Below are 24,592 nucleotides of genomic sequence, written 5' to 3' on the forward strand. Positions count from 1 at the left end.
GCGGAGCGAGCTCAGTTGCCGTCGAGGCCACCCCAGGGGGTGATGGCTTCGAGGGCGGGGAGGAGCAGGCGGCGCAGTTCGAGGAAGTCGACCGGGCCGGTTTGGCGGAAGATCACTTCGCCCTTTTCATTGACCACGAGGGTGTGGGGCAGGGCGCCGTTCCACTCCGGGTCGATGGCCTCGATGTTGGCGTATTTGTCGGTGTCGCCGAAAATGTAGTTCTTCATCGAGGCGTGCTGGCCTTGCAGGAACTTGAGGGCCTTGGCCTCCATCTTGGGATATTCGGCGGCGATGGTGACGAGCTCGAAGTCGCGGCCGCGGAAGGTGACGTTGAGATCCACCAGATCGGGGAACTCCGCGACGCAGGGGCCGCACCAGGTGGCCCAGACGTTGATGACGCGGATCTTGCCGGAGTCGGCGTTTTCGCGCAGGGCGACGAAGTCGGCGGCGGTGGCGTGCTCGAGGGTGACGGGTTCCTCCTTCAGTCGCTGCGCCCAGACCTTGTTGTAGCCTTCGGCTTTTTCGGCCCACTTGACCGAGCAACCGAAGACGCGGGTGGTCTGGACCTCGGGGGTCTTGCCGGCGAGCAGGGCATCGAGCGCGTCGCGGGTGTCGTGGTGCTTGATGTATTGCGGGAGCTCGGCGTCGTCGATGCGGCCCTGAAAGGCGAGTTTGCGATCCTGGTCGTAGATAAAGACGTGCGGCGTGGCGACCGGACCGAAAACGCGGGAGATCTCCTGGGTGGGCCCATCGTCGAGGTAGGGGAAGTTGAAGGCCTTGTGGGCATGGCGGACCTGCATGTCTTCGAAGGTGTCCCCGACATCGGTCCACGCCATTTCGTCGAGGCGCACGGCGTCGGCGTTGTTGGGGTTGATGGCGACGACGGCCACGCCCTTGGGGCCGTATTCGGACGTGAGCTCTTTGATGCGCTCCTCGTAGCGTTGGGCGGTGGGGCAGTGGTTGCAGGTGAAAACCAGGCACAGGAGCTTGGCGTCGGCGAAATCCGCGGGCGTGTAGGTGCGCACCTCGCCTTCGGCGGAAATGCCCGGCAACTCGAAGTGCGGGAGGGCCGAGCCGATGGCCTGCGGTTCGGGGTATTTCTCATCGGCAGCCGACGCAGTGGCCGCGGAGAGGAGAAAAGCGGAAAGGAGAGTCGGGATAATCCGGGGCTTCATGAGTCGCACGGTGGACAGCGGTCGGTAAGGGGGCAAGCGGACCCAGAGGCGGGCTTGGTGGAAGTTCAGCAGATTGGCGTCGAAGTCGGAATAGGCCGGTTTGGCTGGGTATAAAAGGGTGGAAAATTTTCCGGCAGCCAACCAAGTTGCAGACCTTCGGGCTTCCTTAGCATGTCTATCCCTTCTTCCGAAAAGTCGGTGTCACTGGTCTGGCAGACTTCTCCGGGGGGACCTCCCTGTGTGGTCGGGGCGGTCGCCTTGAGTGCGGACGGCGACACGGTGGTCGCGGGGACTTGCTTGGCAGCATCGGCGGGGAGCGGGGAAGGCGAGGCGGTGGTGTTGGGGGTGTATTGTTATGGCGGCGATGGCGTCTTGCGATGGTCGGATCCGATCACCGGCTGGGGTGGGGTGCGACGGGTGGCGGTTTCGGCGGATGGGGGATTCGCGGCGGCGGCAGGCGATTACGAGGCCGTGCCGGCCACGGGTTTTGTGCGCGCTTACGACGTTGCAACGGGGCAAGTGCTGCTGGACGTGCGGACGGCGGGCCCGGCGTGCGGGGTGGCGATCTCCGACGACGGCACCTGGTTGGTCGCCGGCGCGGACGGGCTTGAACTTTATTGCCGGGTGCAGGGCACCGAGGGCTACACCCGCGTGGCGACGGCTTGCGCCGGCGAAGCCGACGGCCGGCGGACCGTCGGGGTGGACATATCGGGGGACGGATCCGTGATTGTTTTTCGCGATGATGCGGGTCGCATCGGCCTGTTGCACAACTCCGGCGGTGCACTGGTGGTCATGAAGACCGCGTATCTACCCGAGGCTACGCCGTCGGCGGGGATTCACTTGGAGTCGAACGGCGAGGGATTTGCCGTGCCGGTGGGGGAGGGGAACGTGTGGTGGTATGACCGGTCGACCTTTTTGTCTGAGGGCTTGCCCAGTGAGGTCATCCCCCAAGTGACCGGTGCGCCGGCGGTGGACTCTGCTGGCGAGGGGGTGTCGGCTCGCGGTGGCGACGCAATGGCCAGTGGTGGCCGGGATTACCGGCTGTATTATTACTCAAAATCAGGCGACGGCTTCCGATAGACTTGGAAGGCGGCCGATTTTCGATCATCGCTCCGCTACCCCCGTCATGCCTGCGGCAAAACCTATCCGTCACCTGATTTTGTGCGGGGCCTACTTCGTCCTGCACTTGGTGGCGCATTATTCGGCGGCGTGGTTCGAGGTGGCGCCGGGAGGAGTGGCCATTTCGATCTGGTATGCTCCGGCGGGACTCGCGCTCTCGTTGTTGCTGTTGCTGGGTCCGCGCTACGCGCCGGTTGTCCTGTTGGCGAACGTGACAGGGACGTGGTTGATCGGGGGCGTTGGCAGCTGGGGATCGCTCGTCTGGTTTCCGCTGTTGATGACGGCCAACTACGCGGCGACGGCGTGGCTGGTGCGGCGCACAATCGGGATCCGCTTGTTGCCCGGGCAGCATCGCCAGACGCTGGTCTTCTTCAGCACGATTGTCTTGTCGCCCTTGGTCTATGCCCTTGTCGCGACCTTGGTGGCGATGGACGGGGCGCCGCCGTCGGGACAGGCGTTTTGGCAAACCGTGTTTCAATGGTGGATCGGCGACGCCAGCGGTCTGCTCACGGTGGTGCCAGTGGTGGCGGTTTTTGTCGCGCCCTACATCGATGAGCGCCGAGCGGTGCCCCGCCCCCGCCCGCGATCGTTGCGGGGTGATTTTCTCACGATCGCGGCGAGCGTGGCGCTGCTGGGTTCGGTCTGGTTTATGGTCGCCGCGCCGGTGTTGCCGGCGCAGCCCGCGCTATACCTGAGTTTCTTGCCCTTGGTGTGGATTTGCATGAACCACGGCATGCGGGGCGCGGTGCTGGCCACGCTTCTGGTCACCATGACCGGATTGGTGGGCATGAGGCTGATGGAAAGCACGGCCGACTTCGCCTATGTTTTCCTGCTCTTCGAAGTGGCGGTGGCTGGGGTGGGACTGGGGCTGGGGTCGCTGGTGTCGCGCCAGCAGGTCGCGGAGTATGCCCTTTCGCAGAGCCGGGCGCAGCTCGACCGCGTGATCGCGGGCGCCCAGACGGGGCTGTGGGACTGGCACGTGGGCGGGGAGGACGTCGCCACCAACGATCACCTGGCGGCCATGCTTGGTTATGAATCCGCCGAAATCGAACCGTTGCGCGAGCGTTGGATCGACCTGGTGCACCCGCACGATTTGCCGGCGGAGCAGGCGGCGTGGGCGGATCATTTGGCGGGGAAGACGGATCTTTACGAAGCGCAGTTCCGGCTGCGGACCAAGCGGGGCTCCTGGCATTGGGTGCTGTCGCGGGGGTCCGTGGTGCAGCGGGATGCCGCCGGGGCGCCGCTGCGCATGTCGGGCATTGTGGTCGACATCAACGCACGGAAGCGGGCGGAGGCGGAGATTGGTCGTTTGTTGCGCATCATCGAGGCCACGCCGGATTGGGTCTTCACCAGCGAGGCGAATGGCACGGTGCTTTATGTGAACACCGCCATGTTGGAAGGCTGGGGCATACCCGGGGAGGTCGCTGCATGGAGTGGACGTTCGATCGAGGAGTTCCTGACCCCAACCAATGCGCGGCGCTTGCGCGACGAGGCCGTTCCCGCCGCCTTGCGTGACGGCATCTGGCAGGGGGAGGTCGCGCTGACCATGCCAACGGGCCAGGAGCGGCCGACCGCATTGGTGGTGCTGGCCCATCGTGATGAAGAATTGGATACGGCCATTCTTTCCTTCATTCTGCGCGACCTCTCGATGCAGAAGCAGGCGGAGGAGAAACGCATGCTGCACGAGCGTCAGATCATGCAGGTGCAGAAGGACGAGAGTCTCAGTGTGCTGGCCGGGGGCATCGCGCACGATTTCAACAACCTCATGATGTCAGTGGTCGGCAGCGCCAACCTCGCCCGGCTGGACATCCCGGCCGGATCCGAGGCGAGCGACTGCCTCGACACCATGGAGCGGGCGGCGGTGCGCGCTTCGGCCCTGTGTCAGCAGATGCTCGCCTACGCCGGCCGCAGCCCGGTTGAGTTTGCGGAGATCGATCTCAATGAATTGATCGCGGAGACGCTGCGATTGGTGGAACCGAGTCTGGCGCGCAGCGTCACGCTGCGGTTCTCCCCCCAGGAGCCCCTGCCGCGGGTGCTGGCGGCGATGACGCAGACGCAACAGGTGGTGATGAATCTCGTGCTCAATGCCGCCCACGCGATCGGTGAACGGGCCGGCACCGTCGAGGTGTCAACGCACTGCCGGCACCTGACGGCCGCCGACCTCCGCAGCTTCCACCGCGGTGACGAACGGCTGTTGCCCGGCGATTACCTGTTGCTGGAGGTGGCCGATGACGGACCAGGCATGACGGCGGAAGTGAAGCAGCGCATCTTCGAGCCGTTCTATTCAACCAAGTTCACGGGCAGCGGGCTCGGCCTGGCGGTGGTGATGGGTTTCCTGCGCACACACCGCGGAGGCATTGAGGTGCAGAGTGAACCCGGTGCGGGCGCGCGGTTTCGCGTGTTGCTGCCGCTCAAACCACCGACGACCGAACCGGTGGAATCCGACAAAGGGGACGAAGCCGACGCCACACCGAGCAAGCGAACGGTGCTGTTGGTCGACGATGACGCCACTCTGCGCCGCGTCATTGAGCGGATGCTGCGCAATCTGGGTTTCGAGGTGGTGTCGGCGCGCGATGGCGTGGAAGGCGTCGAGGTGTTCCGGCAAAACGCCGATCGCCTTGCCTGCGTGTTGCTCGACATCACCATGCCGCGCATGGATGGCTTCGAGGCCCATACGGCGATGGATGCGATCGCCGCCGACGTGCCGGTGATCCTGATGAGTGGATATTCCCAGAAGCTCGCCAACCTGCCGCCGGAGGCGATCCATCCGGCGGCGGTATTGGCCAAGCCCTTCGATCTTCCCACCTTGCGCGCCCGTTTGGCGGCGGTGCAGGTGGGTGGCTGAGCGCCTGTTCAATCGAAGTGCTGCGTCGCTTTCCAGGCGGTGCGGTCGGTGAAGGTCGGCGTGGCCGCGCTCGCTTCGTGATTCGGGCTGTCGAGCAACACGATGAGAGATTCGGCGGTGGCCGGATCAATGGCGCGGCGGAACAACGCGACGGTTGCTTCGCGGGTGAGTTGATCGAGCGCGGCGAGGGTGTCGGCCTGGCGTTCCCAGTCGCCGTCGTGGTCGTAGGCGCGGGAGAAGAGCACGGCGGCCTTTTCCGCAATGGACTTGGGTTTCTCGCCGAGGGTCGCGCGGGCGCCGGCGAGCAGGGTTTGCCAGGCGTCCGCGGGCAGCTGCGCCAACATGTCGGGCAGGGTGGCGATCATGGTCTCGGCGCGTTGGCGCAGGTCGTCGGCGTCATGGGTGCTCGATTGGATGACGAAGAGCAGCAGCTGCTGATCCAGCGACGAGCCGAAGCCGCTGCCGACGATGTATCCAAGTTGTTGATTCGTGCGCAGCTCCGTGAAGAAGGGCTCGCGCATGAAGGTGCCGATGACCTCACCGGCGGCGCGCATCCGGGGCGAGTCGGACGGGAGGAGGTAGTTGGCGCGGTAAGCGGAGTTGGCGCCTTCCACGACGCCGGTGTCGATCACGGGCGTGCCGGCGGTCAGCTCGACATGGCGGCGGCGCAGGAGCTCGGCGGCGGGGGCGGGCTCGGCGCCGATGGCGGCCGCGATGGCGCGGGCGGAGGTCTTGGCCTGTTCCGGCGTGAGGTGGCCGTGCACGAGTGCTTCCACTTTGCCGTGCGCGAAGTAGCGGTGGGCGAGGTCGCGGACGGCGGCCCAGGTCACGCCGGGCCCCTGCTCGAGGGAGTGGTTGGGCAGGAAGTAAAATTCGCGCAAGGCGGCCGAGGACCGGTGGCTGGCGAGCTGATAGGCCTCGGTTTGATCGTAGCTGCGCAGGCCGCGCATCACACGTTCGTGAATCGCGGCGAAGCGAGTCGGGTCGACGTTGAAGCTGAGCAGTTGTTCGGCCACATATTGGGCAAAGCGAGTCGGCGAGTCGGCGAAGCCCGTTACGGTGAGCTCGAAGCCCTCGAGCCCGGCGTCGATGGAGAAGTCGAGGCCCGCGATGGCGGCGTCGCCGGCGGCGGCTTCGAGCGTGTCGTAGAGGCAGGCTTCATAGAAGCGCAGCAGCAGGTCGGTCTCGGCGGTGCCCATCGCGCGGGTGGGCACGAAGCGGATTTTGATGGTGGCCTGCGGGCGCTCGAACTCGACGTCCTGCGCGTAGGTGAGCTCAAGGCCGGGTTCATCGATGAGGGTGAGCGGGCGCTCGGCCAGCACCTTGGTCTCGCCGGGCAGGAAGGGGTTGGCGGCAGGCAGGGCGAAGCCGGCGACGGCGGGCGGATTTTGGAGTTTGGCGAAATCGGTGCCGGTGGTCTCGGTGTAAGCGTAGGCGGTGCCGTAGATTTCCTCCTGCCGGTCGGTGGGCACGCCCTTGGCCTGGAAGGTCACGAGCATGTTGTCGGGCGTGATGACCTCGAGAAAGCTGCGGTAGGCGGCTTCATCGGCGGCGCCCCACGCCAGGTCGGCGCGATCGGCGACGGCCAACGGGAAGAAGAGGGCGTTGTTGGCGAGACGGGTGGCGAGGGCGGACCCTTCGCCGCGGTCGTCGTAGGTTTCCTTGAGGTTGGCGATGCGGGCCTGGTCGGCGTAGAAATCGGCCGGGAACGGGGCGGCGCGCAGGTGCTCGATGTAGGCGAAGAAGATCTCCATCACGCGCTGGATGTTCTCAGCCCCCTGCGGCGTGAGATCGGCGGAGATGAAGAGCGACTCGTAGCCGGTGGTGCGGGTCCAGGTGAAGCCGCCGACGCTGGTGGCGAGGTCGGCGTCCTTGAGGGTTTGGACGAGGCCGCCGTCGCCGGCGTAGTTGAGCAGGGACAGCAGCAGCGAGTCGGGTTTGGAGACGAAGTGGGGGCGGGTGGAGGGTATCACAAACTCCATCCAAAGTTGGCGGAGTTCGCGCACGGGCTCGATGGTGGCGAGGCGAATGGCCTCGGCGGGCGGCAGGAAGGTTGGTTCGCGTTCGATGGCCGGCACATCGCGCACGGGAATGGGGGCGAAGTAGCTGCGGGCCATGCGTTCGAGTTCGTCGAGGGGCGCGGTGCCAGCGATGGCGAGTGCCATGTGGTCGGCCGAGTAATGTTGCTCGTAGAAGGCGCGGACGATTTCGGGCGTGGCGTGGGCGAGGGTGTCTTTGTTGCCGGTGGAAAACTTGGATTCGCCGGCGGTCGGATCGTAGATCTCGCGGCGCACATTCAGCATGCGGCGCAGGTCGTTTTGCACGTGACGCATGGCCTCGTTGTGCACGGCGTTGACCTCACGCTCGGTGTAGCCCGGCGTGAAAAGCGGGGCGATGAAGAACTGGGCGAAACGGTCGAGCGCGCCTTCGAGCGCTTCGTGACGGACCTCGAACTGGTAGTTGGTGTGGTCGGTCGAGGTGTAGGCGTTGTTGTAACCACCGTTGGCCGTGATGTAGGCGCTGTATTCGGAAACGTCGGGAAACTTCTCGGTGCCCAGGAAGAGCATGTGCTCAAGGAAGTGGGCGAGGCCGGCGTGCTCGAAGGGATCGTCGATCTGGCCCACGCCGACGACGAGTGAGGCGGCGGATTTGTTGAAGTTGGGGTCGGAGACGAGGATGACCTTGAGGCCGTTATCGAGGACGAAGTGGCGGAAGGCCGCCTTGTCGGTCGGGGCCACGACCCGGGGCGGCAGGTCGGCGGCGGAATCGGTTGCGGCGGACGCCCAAAACGGCGCGGCGAGGAGCGCAAGCAGGCACAGGAAACGTTTCAGCATGCTCGCAGGTTGAGGGCTTCGCGCGCGAGCGCCAGTCGGCGTGGATGAATGGTCGCAGGCGTGGGTTGAGCGGCGCCGAGCGGCCGCGACGAAAAACCGGTTTCACCCGCTTTCCCGCCCAAGTGCTCTCGCCGATGGGACCCCCTTCGTCGTGTTGGTAGTCCGGCCAGAAATGTAACCTATTGGGTTACACTTTTGGTGGAGTTTCAGGGGGACCCACCATGCTAAGCACCGGGAAAATTTGTCACCTCATAGGTGACGAATTTCCGGAAAGGGTGCGGGCCGGAGACGGGGTGCTGGGGCGCTTAGGGGAGGAGGAGCTCGTAGATTTCGAGCAAGGCGACGCCGCTGGCGGAGTCGGCGGAGGTGACGTGCACGCTGTAGACGCCGGGATCGAGTTCGAGGACGAGTGAGGCGTCGGCGCTGGCTGCGGGGAGATCGAAGGCGCCGGCGGTTTGGGCGGCGGCGGCGATGGCGGCGGCGTCGGGGGCACCGGCGGTGGTCGGCGTGTCCCAGCGCACGTTGGTGGCGACCACGTTTTGGTTGGCATCGTAGACGGTGAGCACCGGGTTTTGCAGGACGCCGCTCACCCCGTGGTTGGCGAGGGTGGGGCCCACGCCGCGAATGAGGACGGACTGCGGACCATTGCCATCAACGACGAGTCCGCCGATGAGCGGAGTGCCGGCCTCGACGAAGCCGCGGGTGGAGACGTTGACGAGGTTGTTGCCGACCTGGCTACGCGCGGTGTCGCCGTCGTAAATCTCGGCGATGACCGCGCCGGTTCCGCCGGTGACGTGCAGGGAGTAGGCGCCGGCGGCGAGGTCGACGACCAGGGCGGCGTCGCGGGAATCGGTTTCGAGCGGGAAGGCGCCGAGGGTTTGGGCGAGATTGGCGACGGCGGCGGCGTTGTCCCAATTGTCGTTGGACGCGATGCGGTCGCCATTGGCGTCGAACAACTCGATGGCGGGATCGGCGAGCACGCCAGACACGCCGAAGCCGGTGAGGCCAGGGCCGACGGCGCGCAGGAGCACGGGTTGCGGGGTGGCGTGGCTCAGCACGAAGCCGAAGATCAGGCGTTGGTCGCTGGCGGTGGAGCCGATGGCGCGGGAGCTCGAGGAGAGGTTGGCGATGCGCGGCAGGGTCTGCGGGTCAACGGCGAAGGTGAGGGTGGTCTCGGTGGCGGCGGTGTAGGCGTTGCCGGCCTGTTGTGCCAGCACGGTGATGTCGCCGACTCCGGTGATGGTGAGGGTGTCGCCGTCGAGGGAGGCCGGCCCGGATAGGAGTTGGAAGGTCACCGGTAGGCCGGACGAGGCGGTGGCGGCGAGGGTGATGGGGGTGTTGAGCGGACGTTCGGTCGGGGTCGGAAACGTGATGCTCTGGCTCACCGCGGTAATCTGCAGCGTGGCGGTGGCCGCGCCGGAGTAGCTCACGGTGTCGACCGGCGTCGCGACCACGGTGTAGGAGCCGACGGCGGAGGGCGCGGTGGTGCCGCCGTTGTAGGTGAGCACGACCGCGACGCCGGTCGGATTGGTGGTGACGGTCGGCGCTTTGGCGGTGCCGTCCCAGGTTTGAACCAGGTTGGTCAGCGTGATGGTGACGTCGGTGACGGATACACGGGCGTGCACCGTCGATAAAAGCCCGGCCAGCAACACGAGGAGCAGGCAGGCGCGGGAGAATGAACGGGCGTGAGCAGCAGAGATTCGAGGCATACGTCTCTTGTATGCGCGAATGCAGCGATAACTGGCTCACACGGTCGGGCGATCGGGGCCCGATTTTAACGCGGCTTTAGAGCTGTTTCTTTAGAAAACGGGTTACCGCGGTGCGGGTGGGCATCGACGGGGCGGTGCCCGGTTTGGTGACCGATAGGGCGGCGACGGCGCAACCGTGGCGGGCGGCGGCGGCGAGATCGCCTTCGTGTTCGAGCAGGCCGGCGGCGAACCCGCCGACGAAAGCGTCGCCGGCTCCCGTGGTGTCGACGGCCTCGACCGGGAAGGCGGGCACCTCGAGGTAGCCATCGGCGCGGGAGATGAAGCAGCCGCGTGAGCCGAGGGTGACGATCACGACCGGCACGCCGAGCTTGCCGCAGAGGACATGGAGTTTGGCGGGGCTCAGCTTGAGCAGCGCTTTGACGGTGAGGGGCTTTTTGCCGGGGGCGTGGCCGAGGCGGTTGATCAGTTCGACGAACTCGCTCTCATTCGGAATGAGGATATCGACGTGTTGGAGCATCGCCGGTTTGAAGTCGGCGCGGAGTGGCGCCGGGTTGAGCACGGTGAGGGCGCCGGCGGCGCGGCCGAGCTTCAGCGCGTGGTTGGTCGCGGTGAGGTTGGACTCGAGTTGCGCGATGACGATGCGGGCGCCGTCGATGGCGTCGATGGGCAGGTCGGCCTTGCTGAGATGAAGGTTGGCGGCGAGGGCGACGATGATCTGGTTCTGCCCCTCGGCGTTGACGAGGATGGCAGCCGAGCCGGTGGGATGTTTGGGTTTGATGGCCCAGTGGGCGGCGATGCCTTCGGCCTCGTAAAAGGCCTGGGCATCACGCCCGAAGGCGTCGTGGCCGATCGCGCCGACGTAGAGGGTGGGGGCGCCGGCACGGGCGGCGGCGACCGCCTGGTTGGAGCCTTTGCCGCCGGGGCCGGTGCGTGAGGTGCCGGCGAGGGTTTCGCCGGGCCGGGGGAAGTGCGTGCAGTTGAAGCAGAGATCGATGACGTAGCTGCCGACGACGACGACTTGGGGTGCAGTCATGGGCGTTGACGGTAGGGAAGAACGGACCGGGTTGAAGAACGAAGTGCAGGCCGATCGGGAGCCGGGGCTCCGTTCGTCACGGGCTGTGCACCGTTTGTCCAAAGATTGCCCCGATGCGGTCCGATTGGTGTAGGTTGGCGCTGTGACCGACTCCGCTGCTCCTTTCACCGACCTCCAAGCCGACGCAAAACGCGAGCGTGCGAAGGAGCGGTTGTATGTCATTTGCCAGACGCTGTGCTGGGGCTGCTTCCTGGTGGTGCAGCTGGCTGTCTACATGGTGGTCGCCAGCGCGCGGGACAAAGGGCTCGACCTCAGTGACTACATGCACCTGGTGCACACGATCCTGCTGGGATGGCTGATCTCGCATTTTGCGCGCATTTACATCGAGCGTTGGAAGCTGAAGCAGATGCCGTGGATCAAGCTGCTGCCGCGCGGTCTGGGCCTCGCGGCCGTGATGGCGCTCATCTGGAGCATCGTGGGCTACGGCTGGGTCTACGGCGTCCTCCGCGAGGATTGGCCGGAGGGCATCAATCCCTTCCTGCTGCCGGCGATGGCGGCGATCAACGGCACCATCATTTACTCGGCTTGGTTGAGTGCCTACTTCATCTACCACGTCTACTATCGGTTTAACCTGTCCGAGATTGAGCGCCTGCGCCTCACGGCGGTGGTCAAGGACGCCGAGCTGCGCGCGCTCAAGTCACAGGTGAACCCGCACTTCATGTTCAACTCGCTCAACAGTGTGCGGGCGCTCATCGACGAAGATCCGCAGCGGGCCCGCGAGGCCGTCACGCAACTCGCCAACATGCTGCGCTACTCCCTGCAAGCAGGGCGCAAGCAGACCGTGTCGTTCGAGGAGGAACTCACGGTGGTGAATGACTACCTCGCGCTGGAGCAGGTGCGCCACGAGGAACGCCTGCGCCTCAAGCTCGACGTCGCGCCGGAAACACTGCGGCGGGAGGTGCCGCCGATGTTGCTGCAGACCTTGGTGGAGAACGCGGTGAAATACGGCATTGCCGAACAGCCTCAGGGGGGAGAGATCTTGATCTCGGCCCGCGTGGTTGAGGGGGAGCTGCACATCGCGGTGCGCAATCCCGGCAACCTTCGCCACAGCGCCACTGGAAATCGCACGGCGGAGCGCTCGACCGGCGTCGGCCTGCGCAATGCCTCGGATCGGTTGCAACTGCTCTTCGGCGACGCCGCCCGCCTTTCGGTCGAACAGACCGCGCCCAATGTGGTGACTGCCGCGGTGATCGTGCCCATGGGCGAGGACCGCGCGGAAATGCCGCGCGAACGTCGCAAACCACTGGGTCACGCTCAAACCACCCCTGATTCCGTTTCCGCATGAAAGCTCTTTTGATCGACGACGAACGCCTCGCCCGGGGCGAACTGCGCCGCCTGCTCGATGGCGTCAAAGGCATTGAGATTGTGGGCGAAGCCGCCAATGCCGAACAGGCCCGGGAGAAGCTCGCCGAGCTGAAACCCGACCTCCTGTTCCTCGATGTGCAGATGCCCGGTGAGACCGGTCTCGAGTTTCTCGAGTCCCTCGAGCCGCCCGTGCCGCAGGTGATCTTCACGACCGCCTACGACGAATTTGCAGTGAAGGCCTTTGAGCTCAACGCGCTCGATTACCTGCTCAAGCCGGTCGACCCCGCCCGCCTCGACGCCGCCATCGAGCGTTTGCGCGAACGCAGTGTTGGCACCGCGCCCGGCGCGGAACGCGCCGAGGTGCTCAATCCCGACGACAAGGTCTTTGTGCGCGAGGGCGACCACTGCTGGTTTGTCGAGGTGAAGCGCATCCGGCTGCTGGAGAGCGAGGGCAACTACACCCGCGTGCACTTCGACGACGCCCAGCCGCAGCTCTTCCGCTCGCTCAACGCCATGGAGTCGCGCCTCGATCCCAAGACCTTCTTCCGCGCCAACCGCCGCCAGATGATCAACCTGCAGTGGATCGACAAGATCGAGCCGTGGTTCAGCGGCGGCCTGCTGGTCGAGCTCAAGGGCGGCGCCAAAGTCGAACTCAGCCGCCGCCAAGCCCAGGCTTTTCGCGAGCGCATGAGCCTTTGATCCGTCAACCCACTGTCCCCCACGCCTGACCATGAAATCTCGTATTTGCCGTTTCCTTCGCCAGGGCATTTCGCCCCAGGCCACCGGCCTTGCCGCCATCCTGCTCGCCGCGCTGATGATCTTCACCGCCGCCGATCAGACCACCTGCTTTGTCGCACTCGCCCTTTTGATGTCCGTCACTCGCAAAGGCGGCGAATGTCGCCTTTTTGGCCGCAACCGTTCCTGAACCCTCACCAGCCGTCCACCATGATCGAAACCGCCAACCTCACCAAGACCTTCAAGGACAAGAAGCGCGGCGTCGTGCGCGCTGTGGACGATGTGTCCTTTCGCTGCGAACCCGGTCGGATCTATGGTCTGCTCGGCGCCAACGGGGCGGGCAAGACCACCACGCTGCGCATGATCGCCACGCTGCTCAAACCCACCGAGGGCAGCGCCGTGGTGGCCGGGCACGACGTGGTGCGCGACGCCAACGCGGTGCGCCAGCAAGTGGGCTTCCTCGCCGCCAGCACCGCGCTCTACGGCCGCCTCACGGCGCGGGAGATGATCACCTACTTCGGCGAGCTCAACGGCATGGAGCCGCGTGCGATCAAAGCGCGCATCAAACAGCTCGCCGACGAGCTCGACATGCACGAGTTCCTCGACCGCCGCTGCGACAAGTTCTCCACCGGGATGAAGCAAAAGACCTCGATCGCCCGCACGCTCGTGCACGACCCCGAGGTGATGATCTTCGACGAGCCGACGCTCGGTCTCGACGTGATGACCGCGCGCGCCATCGTGCGCTTCGTGCGCCAGTGCCGCGACCGCGGCAAGACCGTCATCTACTCGTCGCACGTGATGAGTGAGATCGAAAAACTATGCGACAAGATCGGCATCATCCATGACGGCAAACTCGTCGCCGAGGGCAGCCTGCCGGAGCTGCAGCAGCGCTTTGCCGAGACCGATATGGAGGAGATTTTTGTCAAGGCCGTCGGCGGCGAAGCCGCCCTGCAGGCCGCCCTCGATGCCGCCGAAAAGAACGCCTGAACCCACCGTCCGCTCAACCCACTTCGAACCGACCCGCCATGAACTGGAACGCCATTGCCACCGTTTATTTCAAGGAGCTGCGTGACACCGTGCGCGACAAGCGCACCCTCATTTCCACCATCGTCGTGCCGACCGTGGTGATCCCGCTCATCTTCTTTGGCGCCGGTTTCGTGATGAAGAAGGTCATCACGAAGGCCCAGGCCGAGCTCTCCGCGGTGATGATCGTGGGCGGCGAGGATTCCCCCGAGCTCGTCGCCGCGCTCAAGGCGCACGACGAGTTTCGCGTCGTGCCGACGACCGACGACTACAAGCAGGCGGTATCCGATAAGAAGATACGCGTCGCGATCGACATCCCGCCGGGTTTTGACGCGGCGCTGGCCAGTGGGGCCGAGGTGCCGACGGTGAAGATCTACCACTATCAGGGGGAGATAAAGTCGAACATGGGTCGCAGCCAGGCCCGTGATTTTCTCAACGGTTACCGCGAGGACAAAGTCCAGACGGCGCTCACTGCGCGCGGTCTGCCGCAGAGCGTGGTGGAGCCCTTCAAGGTGGAGACCGAAAACGTGGCTCCGCCCGAGAAAGTGGGCGGCAACGCCATCGGCGGTTTCGTGCCCTACATGATCGTGATCCTGTGCTTCACCGGTGCGATGTATCCGGCCATGGACCTGACGGCGGGTGAAAAGGAACGGGGCACGATGGAGACCCTGCTCTGCGCGCCGGTGGCCCGCATCAACATCGTGCTCGGCAAGTTCCTCATGGTGCTCACGGCCTCGGCGGCAACGGTGGCGCTCACCGTCGTCATGATGGCGGCGAGTGCCTTTGTGGCGCCCATGGTCTTCGGCAGTCCCGGCGGCGGCGCGGCGGCCGCGGGCGGTGGCGGCGGCATGCCGATGCTGATCGACCCGGTGGGCCTCATCGGCGTGTTTGCGATGGTGGTGCCGGTGGCGGTGTTGTTTGCGGCTTTGGAGCTGACGATCGCGCTTTTTGCCAAGAGCTTCAAAGAGGCGCAGAGCTACGTGTCGCCCATGATGATTCTGGTGATCATTCCGACCGCCATGGGCATGTTGCCCGGCATCGAGCTGAGCGCAAAGACCGCGCTCATCCCGATCATGAACCTGAGCCTGGTGTGTAAGGAGATGCTCTCCGGCACCTGGAACTGGGGTTATATCTCTCTGATCTTCGGCTCCTCCGCCGTCTACGCCGGCATCGCCTTGTGGTTGTGTGTGAAGATGTTCAACCGCGAGGACGTGATCTTCCGGGCCTGAGGTCGCCGCGCGCGGGAGCTGGAATTGTAAAAAACCGGCTAACGTAAATGCTGGGTAAATGCTTGGAGATCAGGAGGTTTACCGTGGAAAAACGGAACCGGTGACGTATCGCTGGTGACTGGTTGATCCCCAGTCACCATGAACACGACATCTCCACACATTCTCATCATCCATGCCGATGCCCATCACCGCCGGGTCTTGGCGATGCTGCTGGTTGAGGCGGGACTGAAGGTGCGAGCCATTGAACCGACCGCCGAAGCGGCGGCGGTTGCGGCGGCGGAGACCTTCGACCTCATTTTGGTGGGTTACCAAGGGATGGGCGAAGAGGCGTTTGCCTTGGCGGGAGACATTCGCGAGCGCGTCGGCGACGTGCCGCCGGTGGTGATGCTCCTGCCGGAGCTGCAGCTGCCCTTGGTGGTGCAGGGGATTCGGGAAGGCCTCTCCGATGTTTGGCCGCTCAACGAGGATCTCGGGCCGGTGGTGCGCCGGGTCCTGGCGATGGTCGAGCCGGAGCGAGTCGAGGGGCTCACCACCGTGCCTTCGATTGAGGTCAGTGAAGTCGACCGGACCCTGCGCGAATTGGAGCCCGTTTTCCAGTCGCTGCAGGCGGACAAGGATGCGGTCGAGATGCGCGATCGTTTTAAGCAGGCGTTGCTCGAGCTCGAAGGAGAGCGCGACATGATGCAGGCCGCGCAGACCGCGATGGACGAGCGAGCGCGCATGATGGCCGACGAACGCGCGGCTTTGAATCAGCAGCGACAGGCCCTCGCCATGGATCGCGCCCGCGTGGACCGGGCGCGCGAAGAACTGCGCGAGGAGCGGGTGATGTGGGAGGAAACCTTGAGCGACCTGCAGTCGCGGGAAGCCAACCTGCGCGACTACGAGCTGCGCCTGCGCGAGCGCGAAGAAGCGCTGGAATCAAAACATGGTCGCATGGCCCGCGACGGCACTCGGCTGCCTTGGGGCTCCGATCAGGACTATGGTCGCGGTTGGGAGGCACTGGAAAAAGCCCGCGAAGTTTTTGCCGCCGAGAAGGCGATGTTCCGCGACGAGCGCATGGCCCTCGTCGATCTCGACAACCAAATCCGCAAGCGGGAGGAGCGCCTGCGCGAACTCGAGACCCTGCTGGCGGAGAAGGACCGGGTGCGTCGCGGCCTGCCAGCACCGCCTAAGGAGACGTTTGATTCGCCCAAGCGCAGCGGCTCCGCGGCGCCGTTCAAAGCGACTTCGCGTATCCGTGGGATCTTCGGCCGCAAAGCCCCGCCGCCGCCGAGCCCGAAAGCGGTTTGAATCGGAGCGCCGGTCGCCGCAGGCTGGAGGCCGCGGTCGTCTTTCGACTTGATCGGCGCGGCCCGGCGAAGCATCACCCAGCGCAATGAACGGTTGTTCCACCACCGAATCGCAATGCCCGGCACAAGTCTCTCCGACTGGTGGCGCATGGGCGTGGTGGCGTTCCCCGGCTTGGCGATGGTGAGGTCGATCTGATCTCACGACGAGGCCCTCGTGCCCGTCACTTGAATACCGCCAAGCCCGACTCCCTAGCACGAGTCGGGCTTTTTGTTTTCCGCCCCCCACCGCTCTACCCACCGAAGCTGTCCCTGCCTCCCCGCAGGCTGCAGTAATTTGTAACCTATTAGGTGACAAAATTTCTTAAAATTTTGATTATGAGAACCTCCGAGATTCAAGAAACACCGGTCTTTGACCGGCCTGCCGTGGCCTTCTTTGGCCGCACCCTGGCCGAATATGGCCAATTTTTTGACCTGCAACCGGCGATGTTGAAGGGGCGCGCCGTGCTCGATGTCGCCGCCGGACCGGCGTCCTTCACCGCCGAAGCGCGGCGAGCCGGCATCGAGGCCGTTGCGGTCGATCCACTCTACGGGCGCACGCCCGACGCGCTCCGCGCACAGGTGCAGCTCGATTACGACCACATGTTCAAGCGCATGCGGGCGCCGGAGAGCGCGGCGCGCTTTGTGTATCGGAGCTTCGGATCGATCGATGCAGCGGAACGCGATCGGCGCGCGGCGGCGGAGCGGTTCTTGCGCGACTACGAAGCGCACTTCGCGCACGGGCGCTATTTCGGCGCTGCGCTGCCGGAGTTGCCCTTTCTGGATGGGGCCTTCGACCTCGTGCTCTGCGCCCATCTGCTGTTCATCTATCCGGCCTTGTTCGACTTTGCCTTCCACGTTGCGGCCTGCCGCGAGTTGGTGCGGGTGGCGCGGGACGAAGTGCGCATCCACCCGGTGTGCGGCGCGGACGGGAAACCCTATGCTCAGCTCGCGGACCTGGTGGCGGCTTTGGCCGAACATGGGATCGTGGGGCGGGAGCAGCCGGTGGACTACGGCTTCTTCGCTGGCGCCCACTCGATGTTGGTTCTAACCCGGAGAGATTCATGAACCCGCTTGACCGTTTTGCCGCCACCCCGGAACCGCCCTACTACGCGGTGATCTTCACCTCTTTGCGCAACGATGTGGTGGAAGGCTACGACGACATGGGCTCGCGCATGATGGAGCTCGCGCGCGAACAGGACGGATTTCTGGGCGTGGAGTCGGCGCGCGATGCGGCCGGTTTCGGCTTCACCGTGAGTTACTGGCGCGATGCCGAATCCATCCGTGCTTGGAAAATGAATACGGAGCACCGCGCCGCCCAAGCCCAAGGCCAGGCCCGATGGTATGAGGCCTACGCGACCCGCGTGGCAAAGGTCGAGCGGGCGTATGACTTTGGGTTGGGTTGAGTCGAGTCACCCGGCCGCCGCGATCTTTTGTTTCAGGTGGGTGCTGCGGACCTTGGCCTCGTGGTTGCGCACGGCCATGCCGTAGGCGGCGGGTTCGCCGACGAGGTAGACCTTCTTTTTTCCGCGGGTGATGGCGGTGTAGAGGAGGTTGCGCTGCAGCATCATGAAGTGGGCCTTGAGCAGCGGGATGACGACGATGGGGTATTCAGATCCCTGTGACTTGTGGATGCTGATGGCGTAGGCGAGGGCGAGGTCGCCGAACTCCCCGCGTTCGAAGGTGTGTTCGGTGTCGTCGAAGCGGGCGGTGAGGGTGCCGTTGATGCCGTCGGTCGCCACGACGGTGCCGATGTCGCCGTTGAATAGGTTCTTGTCGTAGTTGTTGCGCAGTTGGATGATCTTGTCGCCGGTGCGGAACTCACCGGCGGCGAACTTGATGCCTTGCCGGGTCGGATTGAGCGCCGACTGCAGGGCAGTATTCAGATTCCCCACACCGGCAGTGCCGCGGTGCATCGGCGCGAGGACCTGAATGTCCTGGATGGGTTTGATCCAAGGGTGCAGGCGCGGGAGCGTTTCGCGGCAGAGACGCAGGACCTTGTTGACGCAGTCCTGTTGGTCGGCGGCGGGAATGAAGTTGAGGTCGCTCCAGGCCTGCAGCGCGTCGAGTTCGGGAATCGTCACAGGGAGGGATGGATCGCCGTCGTTGATGGCGTGGGCGGTGGTGACGATCCCGCTCTGGCCCTTCTGGCGGTGGATGACGTCGAGGCGGGTGACGGCGATGCGCTGGGTGGCAATGAGATCCTGCAACACGTTGCCGGCGCCGACGGAGGGCAACTGATCGGTGTCGCCGACGAGCAACAGGTGGGCGGCCGAGGGCACGGCTTGGAACAGGGCGGAGGCGAGACGGGTGTCCAACATCGAGGCCTCGTCGACCACGAGAAAATCGGTCGCGAGCGGGTGGTCTTCGTTGGTGGTGAAGTGGCCTTTGGCCGGATCGAACTTGAGCAGCCGGTGGATGGTCGATGCGAAGCCACCGGTGGTTTCGGCGAGGCGTTGGGCGGCACGACCGGTGGGGGCGGCAAGGTGCAGGCGCACCTTCTTGGCGCGCAGGATGTCGACGAGGGCGCGCAGGATGGTCGTCTTCCCGGTGCCGGGTCCGCCGGTGAGGATGCTGGCTTTGTTGGCCAGGGCGGTGCGGATGGCTTCGGCCTGTTTGGCGGCGAACTGAATTTCGGCCTTCTGCTGCGCCCAGTCGACGGCGGCGTCGATCTTGATGGGGGGCAGGCCGGAGGGGACGGCGTCGAGGCGGGCAATGACGGCGGCGATCTTTTGCTCGGCGCGGTCGAGGACCGGGAGTTGGATGAAGCCGGAACCGGGCAGCGGATCCGGCGTATCCGCCGGCCAATGACGGCTGAGCGCGCGTTGTTCGATGAGCGCGGCGACGCGGGTTTCGAGGCGGTCCGTGGTGGTTTCAAGCAACTCGGCGGCGTGAGCGATGAGGTCGGCTTCGCGCAGCGCGGTGTGGCCCTCCTCCTGCAGGGTTTCGAGGGCGTAGATGAGACCGGCGTCGAGGCGGGGAGGGGCGTCGTTGGCGAAGCCGAGGTTGATGGCGATGCGGTCGGCGGTCTTAAAGCCGATACCGTCGATCTCGCGGGCGACACGGTAGGGTTCGGTCTGGATGATGGTCTGGGCCTGCGCACCGTAGGCCTTGTTGAGCTTTACGCACTGGCTGGTGGTGACGCCGTAGGTTTGGAGGAAGATGTAGAGCTCGCGGAAGGCGCGCTGATCGTCCCAGGCGGCCTTGATGGCGATGGCGCGCTTTTTGCCGATGCCGGGCACGGTGCGCAGGCGGGCGCTTTCCTCGGAGAGCACGCGAAAGGTGTCGGTGCCGAAGGCGTCGACGATCTTGTTGGCGTAGACCTTGCCGATGCCGGGCACGAGGCCGCTGCCGAGGTATTTGCGAATCCCATACACGGTGGACGGCAGGGTGGAGCGGAAGCTGGCGATCTTGAATTGCAGGCCATGTTGACTGTGGCGGGTCCACTCGCCCTCGAGGTGCAGGGTCTCCCCGCATTGCACGCCGGGCAGGGTGCCGGTGATGGTGACCTTCTCGTTGTATTCACCGTGCCGAAACTCGGCGATGGTGTAGTGGTTCTCTTCGTTGGAGAAGATGATGCGCTCGAGGACGCCGGTGAGTTGTTCGGCGCTCATGAGGCGGGGCTCTGCCAATCGACGACCTTGAGTTTGGGCACGCGTTTGAACTCGGCGAGGTTGTGGGTGACGACGGTGGCGCCGAGGCGCAGGGCTTGGGCGGCAATGAGGGTGTCGATGGGGCCGATCATCTGCCCCTTGCGTTCGAGATGCGAACGGAGACGAGCGTAGTTGAGGGTGTCTTCGCGGCGAAAAGGTTCGAAGGGAAGGGTGGAGGTGAGCTCCGTGACACGTCGTTGCTGCTTGGCACTACCAGATTTGACCGCTCCGTATTCCAGCTCCGCGACGACGAGGGCGGAAAGCCGAATACTAGGCGCGTGCCTGATCCACCGTTCGATCAAAACGGGGTGCCCGCGCATGAAGTGGGAACAGGCGTTCGTATCGGGCAGATAGAGCATGGCCTACCAATCGAGATCGCGCGGGATGTCGGGAGCCGTGTGCTTGGGAATGTCGGGGAAATCCGGACATGAACCGGCCAGTTTGCGCATGGCTTCCCGCAGTTTTTCCTTTTCGTCGTCGATTGGCGTGATGGAGATGCCGTTCTTGGTCTTGCGAATACGCACCTCTTTGCCTGGAAAACGAAACTCCTTCGGCAGGCGGATGGCTTGGGAGCCTCCGTTGGTGAAGAGTTTGGCCGTCTTGGTCATGATGTATATACGGGATGTATATACAGCGAGCGTGTCAATCCCGGTGCTCACACGAGCACCAGCCCGATGGCCAGCAACATCAGCGCGGCACCCCAGAGGCGGGTGCGGAGCACCGCGGCACCAAGCTTTTGTTCCTCGTTGTGGAACCAGTGGCCGATCCACCACACGGCGAGCACGGCCCAGAGTCCGCGGGCGCTGTAGACCACATTGACCGCGGTGGCGTCGCCGAAGATGGCGATGGTGCCGCCCATGCCGACGGCCTGGATGGACAACAACAAGGCACCGCCGATCAGCCACGGGCGGGCGGGGCGGACGACTTGTCGCAGGGGCGCACTGAATGCTGGGACGAGGGTGAAGGAGAGTCCGGCCAGGCACAAAAACATCAGCGGCAGGAAGCGTCCCGCGCCCCAGAGTGGAGCCCATTTCTGCACGAGCACATCGCAGGCGGCAAAGGCGGTGGCGGCGCTCAGGGCGGCGATGATCGTGGGCGCGAGGGAAGCATCGCCAGCGGCATGACTGCGCGGACGGCGATTGAGCAGAGCGATGGCGGTCGTGCTGAGGGCGGCGGCGATCCACCATTTCAGCGGCACGGGATCGGGCAGGAGCAGCGCGCTGATGAGCGCGACGAGCACAATCTTGGTGCCGAGCACGGGAGTGGCCACGGAGACGTCGCCGCGTTCGATGGCGATGAAGGTGGCCACTTGGCCGACGAAGAACAGGCTGCCGGTCACGAGCGGTTGCCACCACGAACCTGTGCCGGCGCCGGGTCCCAGCAACCACAACGGGGCGAAGCAAACGGCGTGTAGCAGATTGGTGAGAAAGGTCGAACGCCAGACCCCGACACCGAATGCGGCGCTGCGTTTGAGCAGCAGCACGCCGGCGACGTAACCGAAGCTGCTCGCCAATGGCAGCAGGAGATGGAGCGAGTCGAACATGCGGGCAGAGCGTCGGCGCTAGAGTCGCACTTTCGAATCGAGGGGGCGTTTGCGCGTCTGGGGGTAGTCGGTGATGGCGTGCAGACCGCGGCTTTCGCGGCGCTGAAGGGCGCAGGCGACAATGAGGCGGGCGACCGTGGTGAGGTTGCGCAGCTCGAGTAGCTCGGGATCGACGGAGAAGTTCCAGTAGTAGTCCTGGATCTCGCGTTCGAGGTTGGTGATGCGGGTGCGGGCGCGCTCCAGACGTTTGGTCGTGCGCATAATGCCGACGTAGTCCCACATGGTGCGGCGCAACTCGTCCCAGTTGTGGCTGATCACCACGCGCTCGTCGGCGTCGTGACCGCCGAGATCGATCCACTCCGGAATGGGCGCGCGGCGGGTCTTCGGCAGTCGGGCGAGGTAGCGCTCGACCGAGGCGGCGGCGCGGTGGGCGACGACGACTGCTTCGAGCAGCGAGTTGGAGGCAAGCCGGTTGGCGCCGTGCAGACCGGTGCAGGCGACCTCGCCGCAGGCGTAGAGTCCGGGCAGTTCGGTTTCGCCGGCGAGGTTGGTGGCGACGCCGCCGCAGGTGTAGTGGGCGGCGGGCACGACCGGCAGGTAGTCGGTGGCGAGGTCGAAGCCGAGTTCCTTGCAGGTTTTGTAGATCTTCGGGAAACGGCGGCGCAGGTAGGCGGCGTTGCGGTGAGTGATGTCGAGCCAGACATGCGGCGTGCCGCTCGCCTTCATTTCGCTGTCGATGGCGCGGGCCACGATGTCGCGGGGCGCGAGGTCGGCCTGGTGGTGGTAGCGCGACATGAAGGCCTCGCCCTTCAGGTTGCGCAGCACGGCACCCTCGCCACGCACGGCTTCGCTGATGAGGAACCGTTTGCCGTCGGCCGTGAAGAGCGTGGTGGGGTGGAACTGGATGAACTCCAGGTTGCGAATCTCCACGCCGGCGCGGTAGGCCATGGCGATGCCGTCACCGGTGGCGATCTCGGGGTTGGTGGAGAACTGATACACCCGACCGGCGCCGCCGGTGGAGAGCATGACGACCGGCGCGCGGAAGGTGATGACGCGGCCGTCGTGCACGTCGAGGGCGTAGAGGCCCTGCACGCGGCGCTGTTTGCCTTTGCCGGTAGTGATAAGGTCGATACCGAAGAGGTGTTCGTAGAGCGCGACCCGCGGCTCGCGGGAGATGGCGCGCAGCAACGCGTCTTCGATCGCCTTGCCGGTCATGTCCTTCACGTGGAGGATGCGGCGCTCGCTGTGGCCGCCCTCGCGGCCGAGGTCGTAGCCGCCCCCGGCGTCGCGGGAGAACTTGAGTCCGAGCTCAACCAGTTCCTGCACGCGGGCCGGGCCATCGCGGATGATCTCGCGCACGGCCGCTTCCCGGCAGAGACCGTCGCCCGCGATGAGCGTGTCCTGCACGTGTTTTTCGACCTCGTCGTCAGGTGAGGTGACGGCGGCGATACCGCCCTGGGCCCAGTTGGTGTTGGAGTCGGCCTTGGTCTTCTTGGTGAGGATGGCGACGGACTGGCCGGATTGGGCGGCTTTGAGGGCGAAGCTCAGACCGGCGATGCCGCTGCCGAGCACGAGGACGTCAAAGGACTGGGACATGGATTTCCGGGAGTGCGGGATCAGTCGTCGCCGAGTGGGCGCTGCATGATGACCACGTCGAGCCAGCGGTCGAACTTGTGGCCGACGTCGCGCATGGTGCCCGTCGTCGCGAATCCGGCGGCGGCGTGCAGGCGGATGGAGGCGCGGTTGTCGGAGTCACCGATGACCGCGATCATCTGTTTGAAGCCGGCGGCGGTGGCGATGCGGATGAGCTCGGCGAGCAGGAGTCGGCCGATGCCTTGGCCGCGGCGATCGGGGTGCAGGTAGATCGAATCCTCGACGGTGAATTGGTAGGCGTGCCGGTCGCGGAAGGGGCCCGCGTAGCCGAAACCGATGACCTCGCCGTCGAGTTCCGCGACGAGGTAGGGATAACCGCGGGCGGTGAGGGTTTGGAAGCGGCTGCGGATGCCTTCGACGGTGGGTGGCTCGGTGTCGAAGGTGCCGGTGCCGTGGAGCACGTGATGGGCGTAGATAAGCTGGATCGCCGCGATGTCGGCGACGGTGGCGGGACGCAGGGTGGAGCTCATGGCTTCAGAGAAGGATGTTGTCGATGAGCCGGGTTTCGTCGACCCAGGCGGCGATGGCCATGAGGGTGTTGCCGGGTTCGATTTCCCGCTGCGGTTGCATGGTGGCGGGATCGACGGTGGCCACGTAGATGACGCGGATCTGGCGGTGATCGGCGAGCAGGTGGGTGGCTTCGGCCACGAGGCGTTCGGCGCGACGTTCGCCCTTTTCGACCATCGCCTTGATCGTCTGCAAGGTGCGCGGAATCGCGAGGGCGGCTTGGCGCTGGGTCGGCGTGAGGTAGGCGTTGCGGGAGCTGAGCGCGAGGCCATCGACGTCGCGGGTGGTGGGGCAGGTCACAATGTCGACCGGCAGGTGGAGATCGGCCACAAGCTTGCGAATGACGGCGACCTGTTGGGCGTCCTTTTGGCCGAAGATCGCGCAGGTGGGCTGCACGATGTTGAAGAGTTTGGTGACGATGGTGGTGACGCCGCGGAAGTGCACGGGGCGCGAAACCCCTTCGAGGGGTTTGGCCACGGACTCTTCGGTCACGTAGGTAGAGTAACCGGCCGGGTAGAGTTCGTCCTTGGTCGGCGTGAAAATGTAGTGGGCGCCGGCCGCCTCGCACTTGGCCGCGTCGCCCTCAAGATCGCGCGGGTAGCGGGTGTAGTCCTCGTTGGGGCCAAATTGGGTGGGGTTGACGAAAATCGACACCACCACCACGTCGGCCTGTTTGGCGCCCAGTCGCACGAGATCGAGGTGGCCCTCGTGCAGGGCCCCCATGGTCGGCACAAAGGCGACGGTGCGGTCGGCGGCGCGAAGCTCGCGGGCCACGGTTTGCATCTCGGTGATGGTGCGGAGGGTCTGCATGGAAGGAGGAGGGGGGAGGGTCGCGTCCGAAGCG

At 65.2% G+C, this 24,592-nt stretch carries 21 protein-coding genes; 10 read left to right on the forward strand and 11 right to left on the reverse strand.

The window, feature by feature from the left end:
• Positions 1-11: 11 nt before the first annotated feature.
• Positions 12-1,175, reverse strand: a complete 1,164-nt coding sequence (locus tag AC0MRV_RS02065; RefSeq protein WP_472762761.1) for a redoxin domain-containing protein — start codon at positions 1,173-1,175, stop codon at positions 12-14.
• 171 nt (positions 1,176-1,346) lie between these two features.
• Between AC0MRV_RS02065 and AC0MRV_RS02070 the strand changes: the two genes are divergently transcribed.
• Positions 1,347-2,255, forward strand: coding sequence for a hypothetical protein (locus tag AC0MRV_RS02070; RefSeq protein ID WP_472762762.1), 909 nt, complete (start codon positions 1,347-1,349; stop codon positions 2,253-2,255).
• Between the two features lie 46 nt (positions 2,256-2,301).
• Positions 2,302-5,139, forward strand: a complete 2,838-nt coding sequence (locus tag AC0MRV_RS02075; RefSeq protein ID WP_472762763.1) for a PAS domain-containing hybrid sensor histidine kinase/response regulator — start codon at positions 2,302-2,304, stop codon at positions 5,137-5,139.
• Between the two features lie 8 nt (positions 5,140-5,147).
• On the opposite strand, the gene AC0MRV_RS02080 is transcribed toward AC0MRV_RS02075, so the two are convergent.
• The 3 genes from AC0MRV_RS02080 to AC0MRV_RS02090 all read right to left on the reverse strand — a co-directional run bounded on the left by AC0MRV_RS02080 (position 5,148) and on the right by AC0MRV_RS02090 (position 10,715).
• Positions 5,148-7,973 (reverse strand): insulinase family protein, encoded by a 2,826-nt coding sequence (locus tag AC0MRV_RS02080; protein WP_472762764.1) that lies wholly within the window; start codon positions 7,971-7,973, stop codon positions 5,148-5,150.
• Between the two features lie 305 nt (positions 7,974-8,278).
• Positions 8,279-9,682 (reverse strand): MBG domain-containing protein, encoded by a 1,404-nt coding sequence (locus AC0MRV_RS02085; RefSeq protein WP_472762765.1) that lies wholly within the window; start codon positions 9,680-9,682, stop codon positions 8,279-8,281.
• A gap of 76 nt (positions 9,683-9,758) precedes the next feature.
• Positions 9,759-10,715 (reverse strand): ribokinase, encoded by a 957-nt coding sequence (locus AC0MRV_RS02090; protein ID WP_472762766.1) that lies wholly within the window; start codon positions 10,713-10,715, stop codon positions 9,759-9,761.
• 142 nt (positions 10,716-10,857) lie between these two features.
• Between AC0MRV_RS02090 and AC0MRV_RS02095 the strand changes: the two genes are divergently transcribed.
• The 8 genes from AC0MRV_RS02095 (at position 10,858) to AC0MRV_RS02130 (ending at position 17,798) form a co-directional block, all read left to right on the forward strand.
• Positions 10,858-12,060 carry a sensor histidine kinase gene (locus AC0MRV_RS02095; protein ID WP_472762767.1) on the forward strand — a complete coding sequence of 401 codons (1,203 nt, stop codon included), beginning with the start codon at positions 10,858-10,860 and terminating at the stop codon, positions 12,058-12,060.
• Complete coding sequence (locus AC0MRV_RS02100) at positions 12,057-12,779, forward strand: LytR/AlgR family response regulator transcription factor (RefSeq protein ID WP_472762768.1); 723 nt, start codon at positions 12,057-12,059, stop codon at positions 12,777-12,779. Before AC0MRV_RS02095 ends, AC0MRV_RS02100 begins: the two co-directional genes overlap by 4 nt.
• Before the next feature lie 31 nt (positions 12,780-12,810).
• Complete coding sequence (locus tag AC0MRV_RS02105; protein WP_472762769.1) at positions 12,811-13,005, forward strand: hypothetical protein; 195 nt, start codon at positions 12,811-12,813, stop codon at positions 13,003-13,005.
• Between the two features lie 20 nt (positions 13,006-13,025).
• A complete protein-coding gene (locus AC0MRV_RS02110; protein WP_472762770.1) occupies positions 13,026-13,802 on the forward strand; it encodes an ABC transporter ATP-binding protein in 777 nt (258 codons plus the stop codon).
• A 38-nt stretch (positions 13,803-13,840) separates the two neighbouring features.
• Positions 13,841-15,067 carry an ABC transporter permease gene (locus AC0MRV_RS02115; RefSeq protein WP_472762771.1) on the forward strand — a complete coding sequence of 409 codons (1,227 nt, stop codon included), beginning with the start codon at positions 13,841-13,843 and terminating at the stop codon, positions 15,065-15,067.
• Positions 15,068-15,205: 138 nt separating this feature from the next.
• The gene (locus tag AC0MRV_RS02120) at positions 15,206-16,357 is read left to right on the forward strand and encodes a hypothetical protein (protein ID WP_472762772.1); all 1,152 of its coding nucleotides are present in this window, start codon (positions 15,206-15,208) and stop codon (positions 16,355-16,357) included.
• A 374-nt stretch (positions 16,358-16,731) separates the two neighbouring features.
• Positions 16,732-17,460, forward strand: coding sequence for a methyltransferase domain-containing protein (locus tag AC0MRV_RS02125; RefSeq protein ID WP_472762773.1), 729 nt, complete (start codon positions 16,732-16,734; stop codon positions 17,458-17,460).
• Positions 17,457-17,798: an antibiotic biosynthesis monooxygenase family protein gene (locus AC0MRV_RS02130; RefSeq protein WP_472762774.1), complete on the forward strand. Its 342-nt coding sequence runs from the start codon at positions 17,457-17,459 to the stop codon at positions 17,796-17,798. Before AC0MRV_RS02125 ends, AC0MRV_RS02130 begins: the two co-directional genes overlap by 4 nt.
• Positions 17,799-17,804: 6 nt before the next feature.
• Here AC0MRV_RS02130 and recD2 read toward each other — a convergent pair whose 3' ends face one another.
• The 7 genes from recD2 to panC are packed head-to-tail and all read right to left on the reverse strand — an operon-like array spanning position 17,805 to position 24,558.
• Positions 17,805-20,006 carry an SF1B family DNA helicase RecD2 gene (gene recD2, locus AC0MRV_RS02135; protein ID WP_472762775.1) on the reverse strand — a complete coding sequence of 734 codons (2,202 nt, stop codon included), beginning with the start codon at positions 20,004-20,006 and terminating at the stop codon, positions 17,805-17,807.
• Positions 20,003-20,404, reverse strand: coding sequence for a PIN domain-containing protein (locus tag AC0MRV_RS02140; RefSeq protein WP_472762776.1), 402 nt, complete (start codon positions 20,402-20,404; stop codon positions 20,003-20,005). Before AC0MRV_RS02140 ends, recD2 begins: the two co-directional genes overlap by 4 nt.
• Positions 20,405-20,407: 3 nt before the next feature.
• Positions 20,408-20,653, reverse strand: coding sequence for an antitoxin (locus AC0MRV_RS02145; protein ID WP_472762777.1), 246 nt, complete (start codon positions 20,651-20,653; stop codon positions 20,408-20,410).
• Between the two features lie 47 nt (positions 20,654-20,700).
• On the reverse strand, positions 20,701-21,588 hold the full coding sequence (locus AC0MRV_RS02150; RefSeq protein WP_472762778.1) for an EamA family transporter: 888 nt from the start codon (positions 21,586-21,588) through the stop codon (positions 20,701-20,703).
• Between the two features lie 18 nt (positions 21,589-21,606).
• Positions 21,607-23,184, reverse strand: coding sequence for an L-aspartate oxidase (gene nadB / locus AC0MRV_RS02155; RefSeq protein ID WP_472762779.1), 1,578 nt, complete (start codon positions 23,182-23,184; stop codon positions 21,607-21,609).
• Between the two features lie 20 nt (positions 23,185-23,204).
• Positions 23,205-23,711 carry a GNAT family N-acetyltransferase gene (locus AC0MRV_RS02160; protein ID WP_472762780.1) on the reverse strand — a complete coding sequence of 169 codons (507 nt, stop codon included), beginning with the start codon at positions 23,709-23,711 and terminating at the stop codon, positions 23,205-23,207.
• A 4-nt stretch (positions 23,712-23,715) separates the two neighbouring features.
• Positions 23,716-24,558 (reverse strand): pantoate--beta-alanine ligase, encoded by an 843-nt coding sequence (gene panC / locus AC0MRV_RS02165; RefSeq protein WP_472762781.1) that lies wholly within the window; start codon positions 24,556-24,558, stop codon positions 23,716-23,718.
• Positions 24,559-24,592 lie beyond the last annotated feature (34 nt).

This window comes from Actomonas spartinae, assembly GCF_051209155.1.
GTDB lineage: Bacteria > Verrucomicrobiota > Verrucomicrobiia > Opitutales > Opitutaceae > Actomonas.

Excerpts from the sequence above, each read along its gene's own strand:
- AC0MRV_RS02065 (WP_472762761.1), bottom strand. The coding sequence starts at position 1,175 with ATGAAGCCCCGGATTATCCCGACTCTCCTTTCCGCTTTTCTCCTCTCC.
- AC0MRV_RS02070 (WP_472762762.1), top strand. The coding sequence starts at position 1,347 with ATGTCTATCCCTTCTTCCGAAAAGTCGGTGTCACTGGTCTGGCAGACT.
- AC0MRV_RS02075 (WP_472762763.1), top strand. The coding sequence starts at position 2,302 with ATGCCTGCGGCAAAACCTATCCGTCACCTGATTTTGTGCGGGGCCTAC.
- AC0MRV_RS02080 (WP_472762764.1), bottom strand. The coding sequence starts at position 7,973 with ATGCTGAAACGTTTCCTGTGCCTGCTTGCGCTCCTCGCCGCGCCGTTT.
- AC0MRV_RS02085 (WP_472762765.1), bottom strand. The coding sequence starts at position 9,682 with ATGCCTCGAATCTCTGCTGCTCACGCCCGTTCATTCTCCCGCGCCTGC.
- AC0MRV_RS02090 (WP_472762766.1), bottom strand. The coding sequence starts at position 10,715 with ATGACTGCACCCCAAGTCGTCGTCGTCGGCAGCTACGTCATCGATCTC.
- AC0MRV_RS02100 (WP_472762768.1), top strand. The coding sequence starts at position 12,057 with ATGAAAGCTCTTTTGATCGACGACGAACGCCTCGCCCGGGGCGAACTG.
- AC0MRV_RS02105 (WP_472762769.1), top strand. The coding sequence starts at position 12,811 with ATGAAATCTCGTATTTGCCGTTTCCTTCGCCAGGGCATTTCGCCCCAG.
- AC0MRV_RS02110 (WP_472762770.1), top strand. The coding sequence starts at position 13,026 with ATGATCGAAACCGCCAACCTCACCAAGACCTTCAAGGACAAGAAGCGC.
- AC0MRV_RS02115 (WP_472762771.1), top strand. The coding sequence starts at position 13,841 with ATGAACTGGAACGCCATTGCCACCGTTTATTTCAAGGAGCTGCGTGAC.
- AC0MRV_RS02120 (WP_472762772.1), top strand. The coding sequence starts at position 15,206 with ATGAACACGACATCTCCACACATTCTCATCATCCATGCCGATGCCCAT.
- AC0MRV_RS02125 (WP_472762773.1), top strand. The coding sequence starts at position 16,732 with ATGAGAACCTCCGAGATTCAAGAAACACCGGTCTTTGACCGGCCTGCC.
- AC0MRV_RS02130 (WP_472762774.1), top strand. The coding sequence starts at position 17,457 with ATGAACCCGCTTGACCGTTTTGCCGCCACCCCGGAACCGCCCTACTAC.
- recD2 (WP_472762775.1), bottom strand. The coding sequence starts at position 20,006 with ATGAGCGCCGAACAACTCACCGGCGTCCTCGAGCGCATCATCTTCTCC.
- AC0MRV_RS02140 (WP_472762776.1), bottom strand. The coding sequence starts at position 20,404 with ATGCTCTATCTGCCCGATACGAACGCCTGTTCCCACTTCATGCGCGGG.
- AC0MRV_RS02145 (WP_472762777.1), bottom strand. The coding sequence starts at position 20,653 with ATGACCAAGACGGCCAAACTCTTCACCAACGGAGGCTCCCAAGCCATC.
- AC0MRV_RS02150 (WP_472762778.1), bottom strand. The coding sequence starts at position 21,588 with ATGTTCGACTCGCTCCATCTCCTGCTGCCATTGGCGAGCAGCTTCGGT.
- nadB (WP_472762779.1), bottom strand. The coding sequence starts at position 23,184 with ATGTCCCAGTCCTTTGACGTCCTCGTGCTCGGCAGCGGCATCGCCGGT.
- AC0MRV_RS02160 (WP_472762780.1), bottom strand. The coding sequence starts at position 23,711 with ATGAGCTCCACCCTGCGTCCCGCCACCGTCGCCGACATCGCGGCGATC.
- panC (WP_472762781.1), bottom strand. The coding sequence starts at position 24,558 with ATGCAGACCCTCCGCACCATCACCGAGATGCAAACCGTGGCCCGCGAG.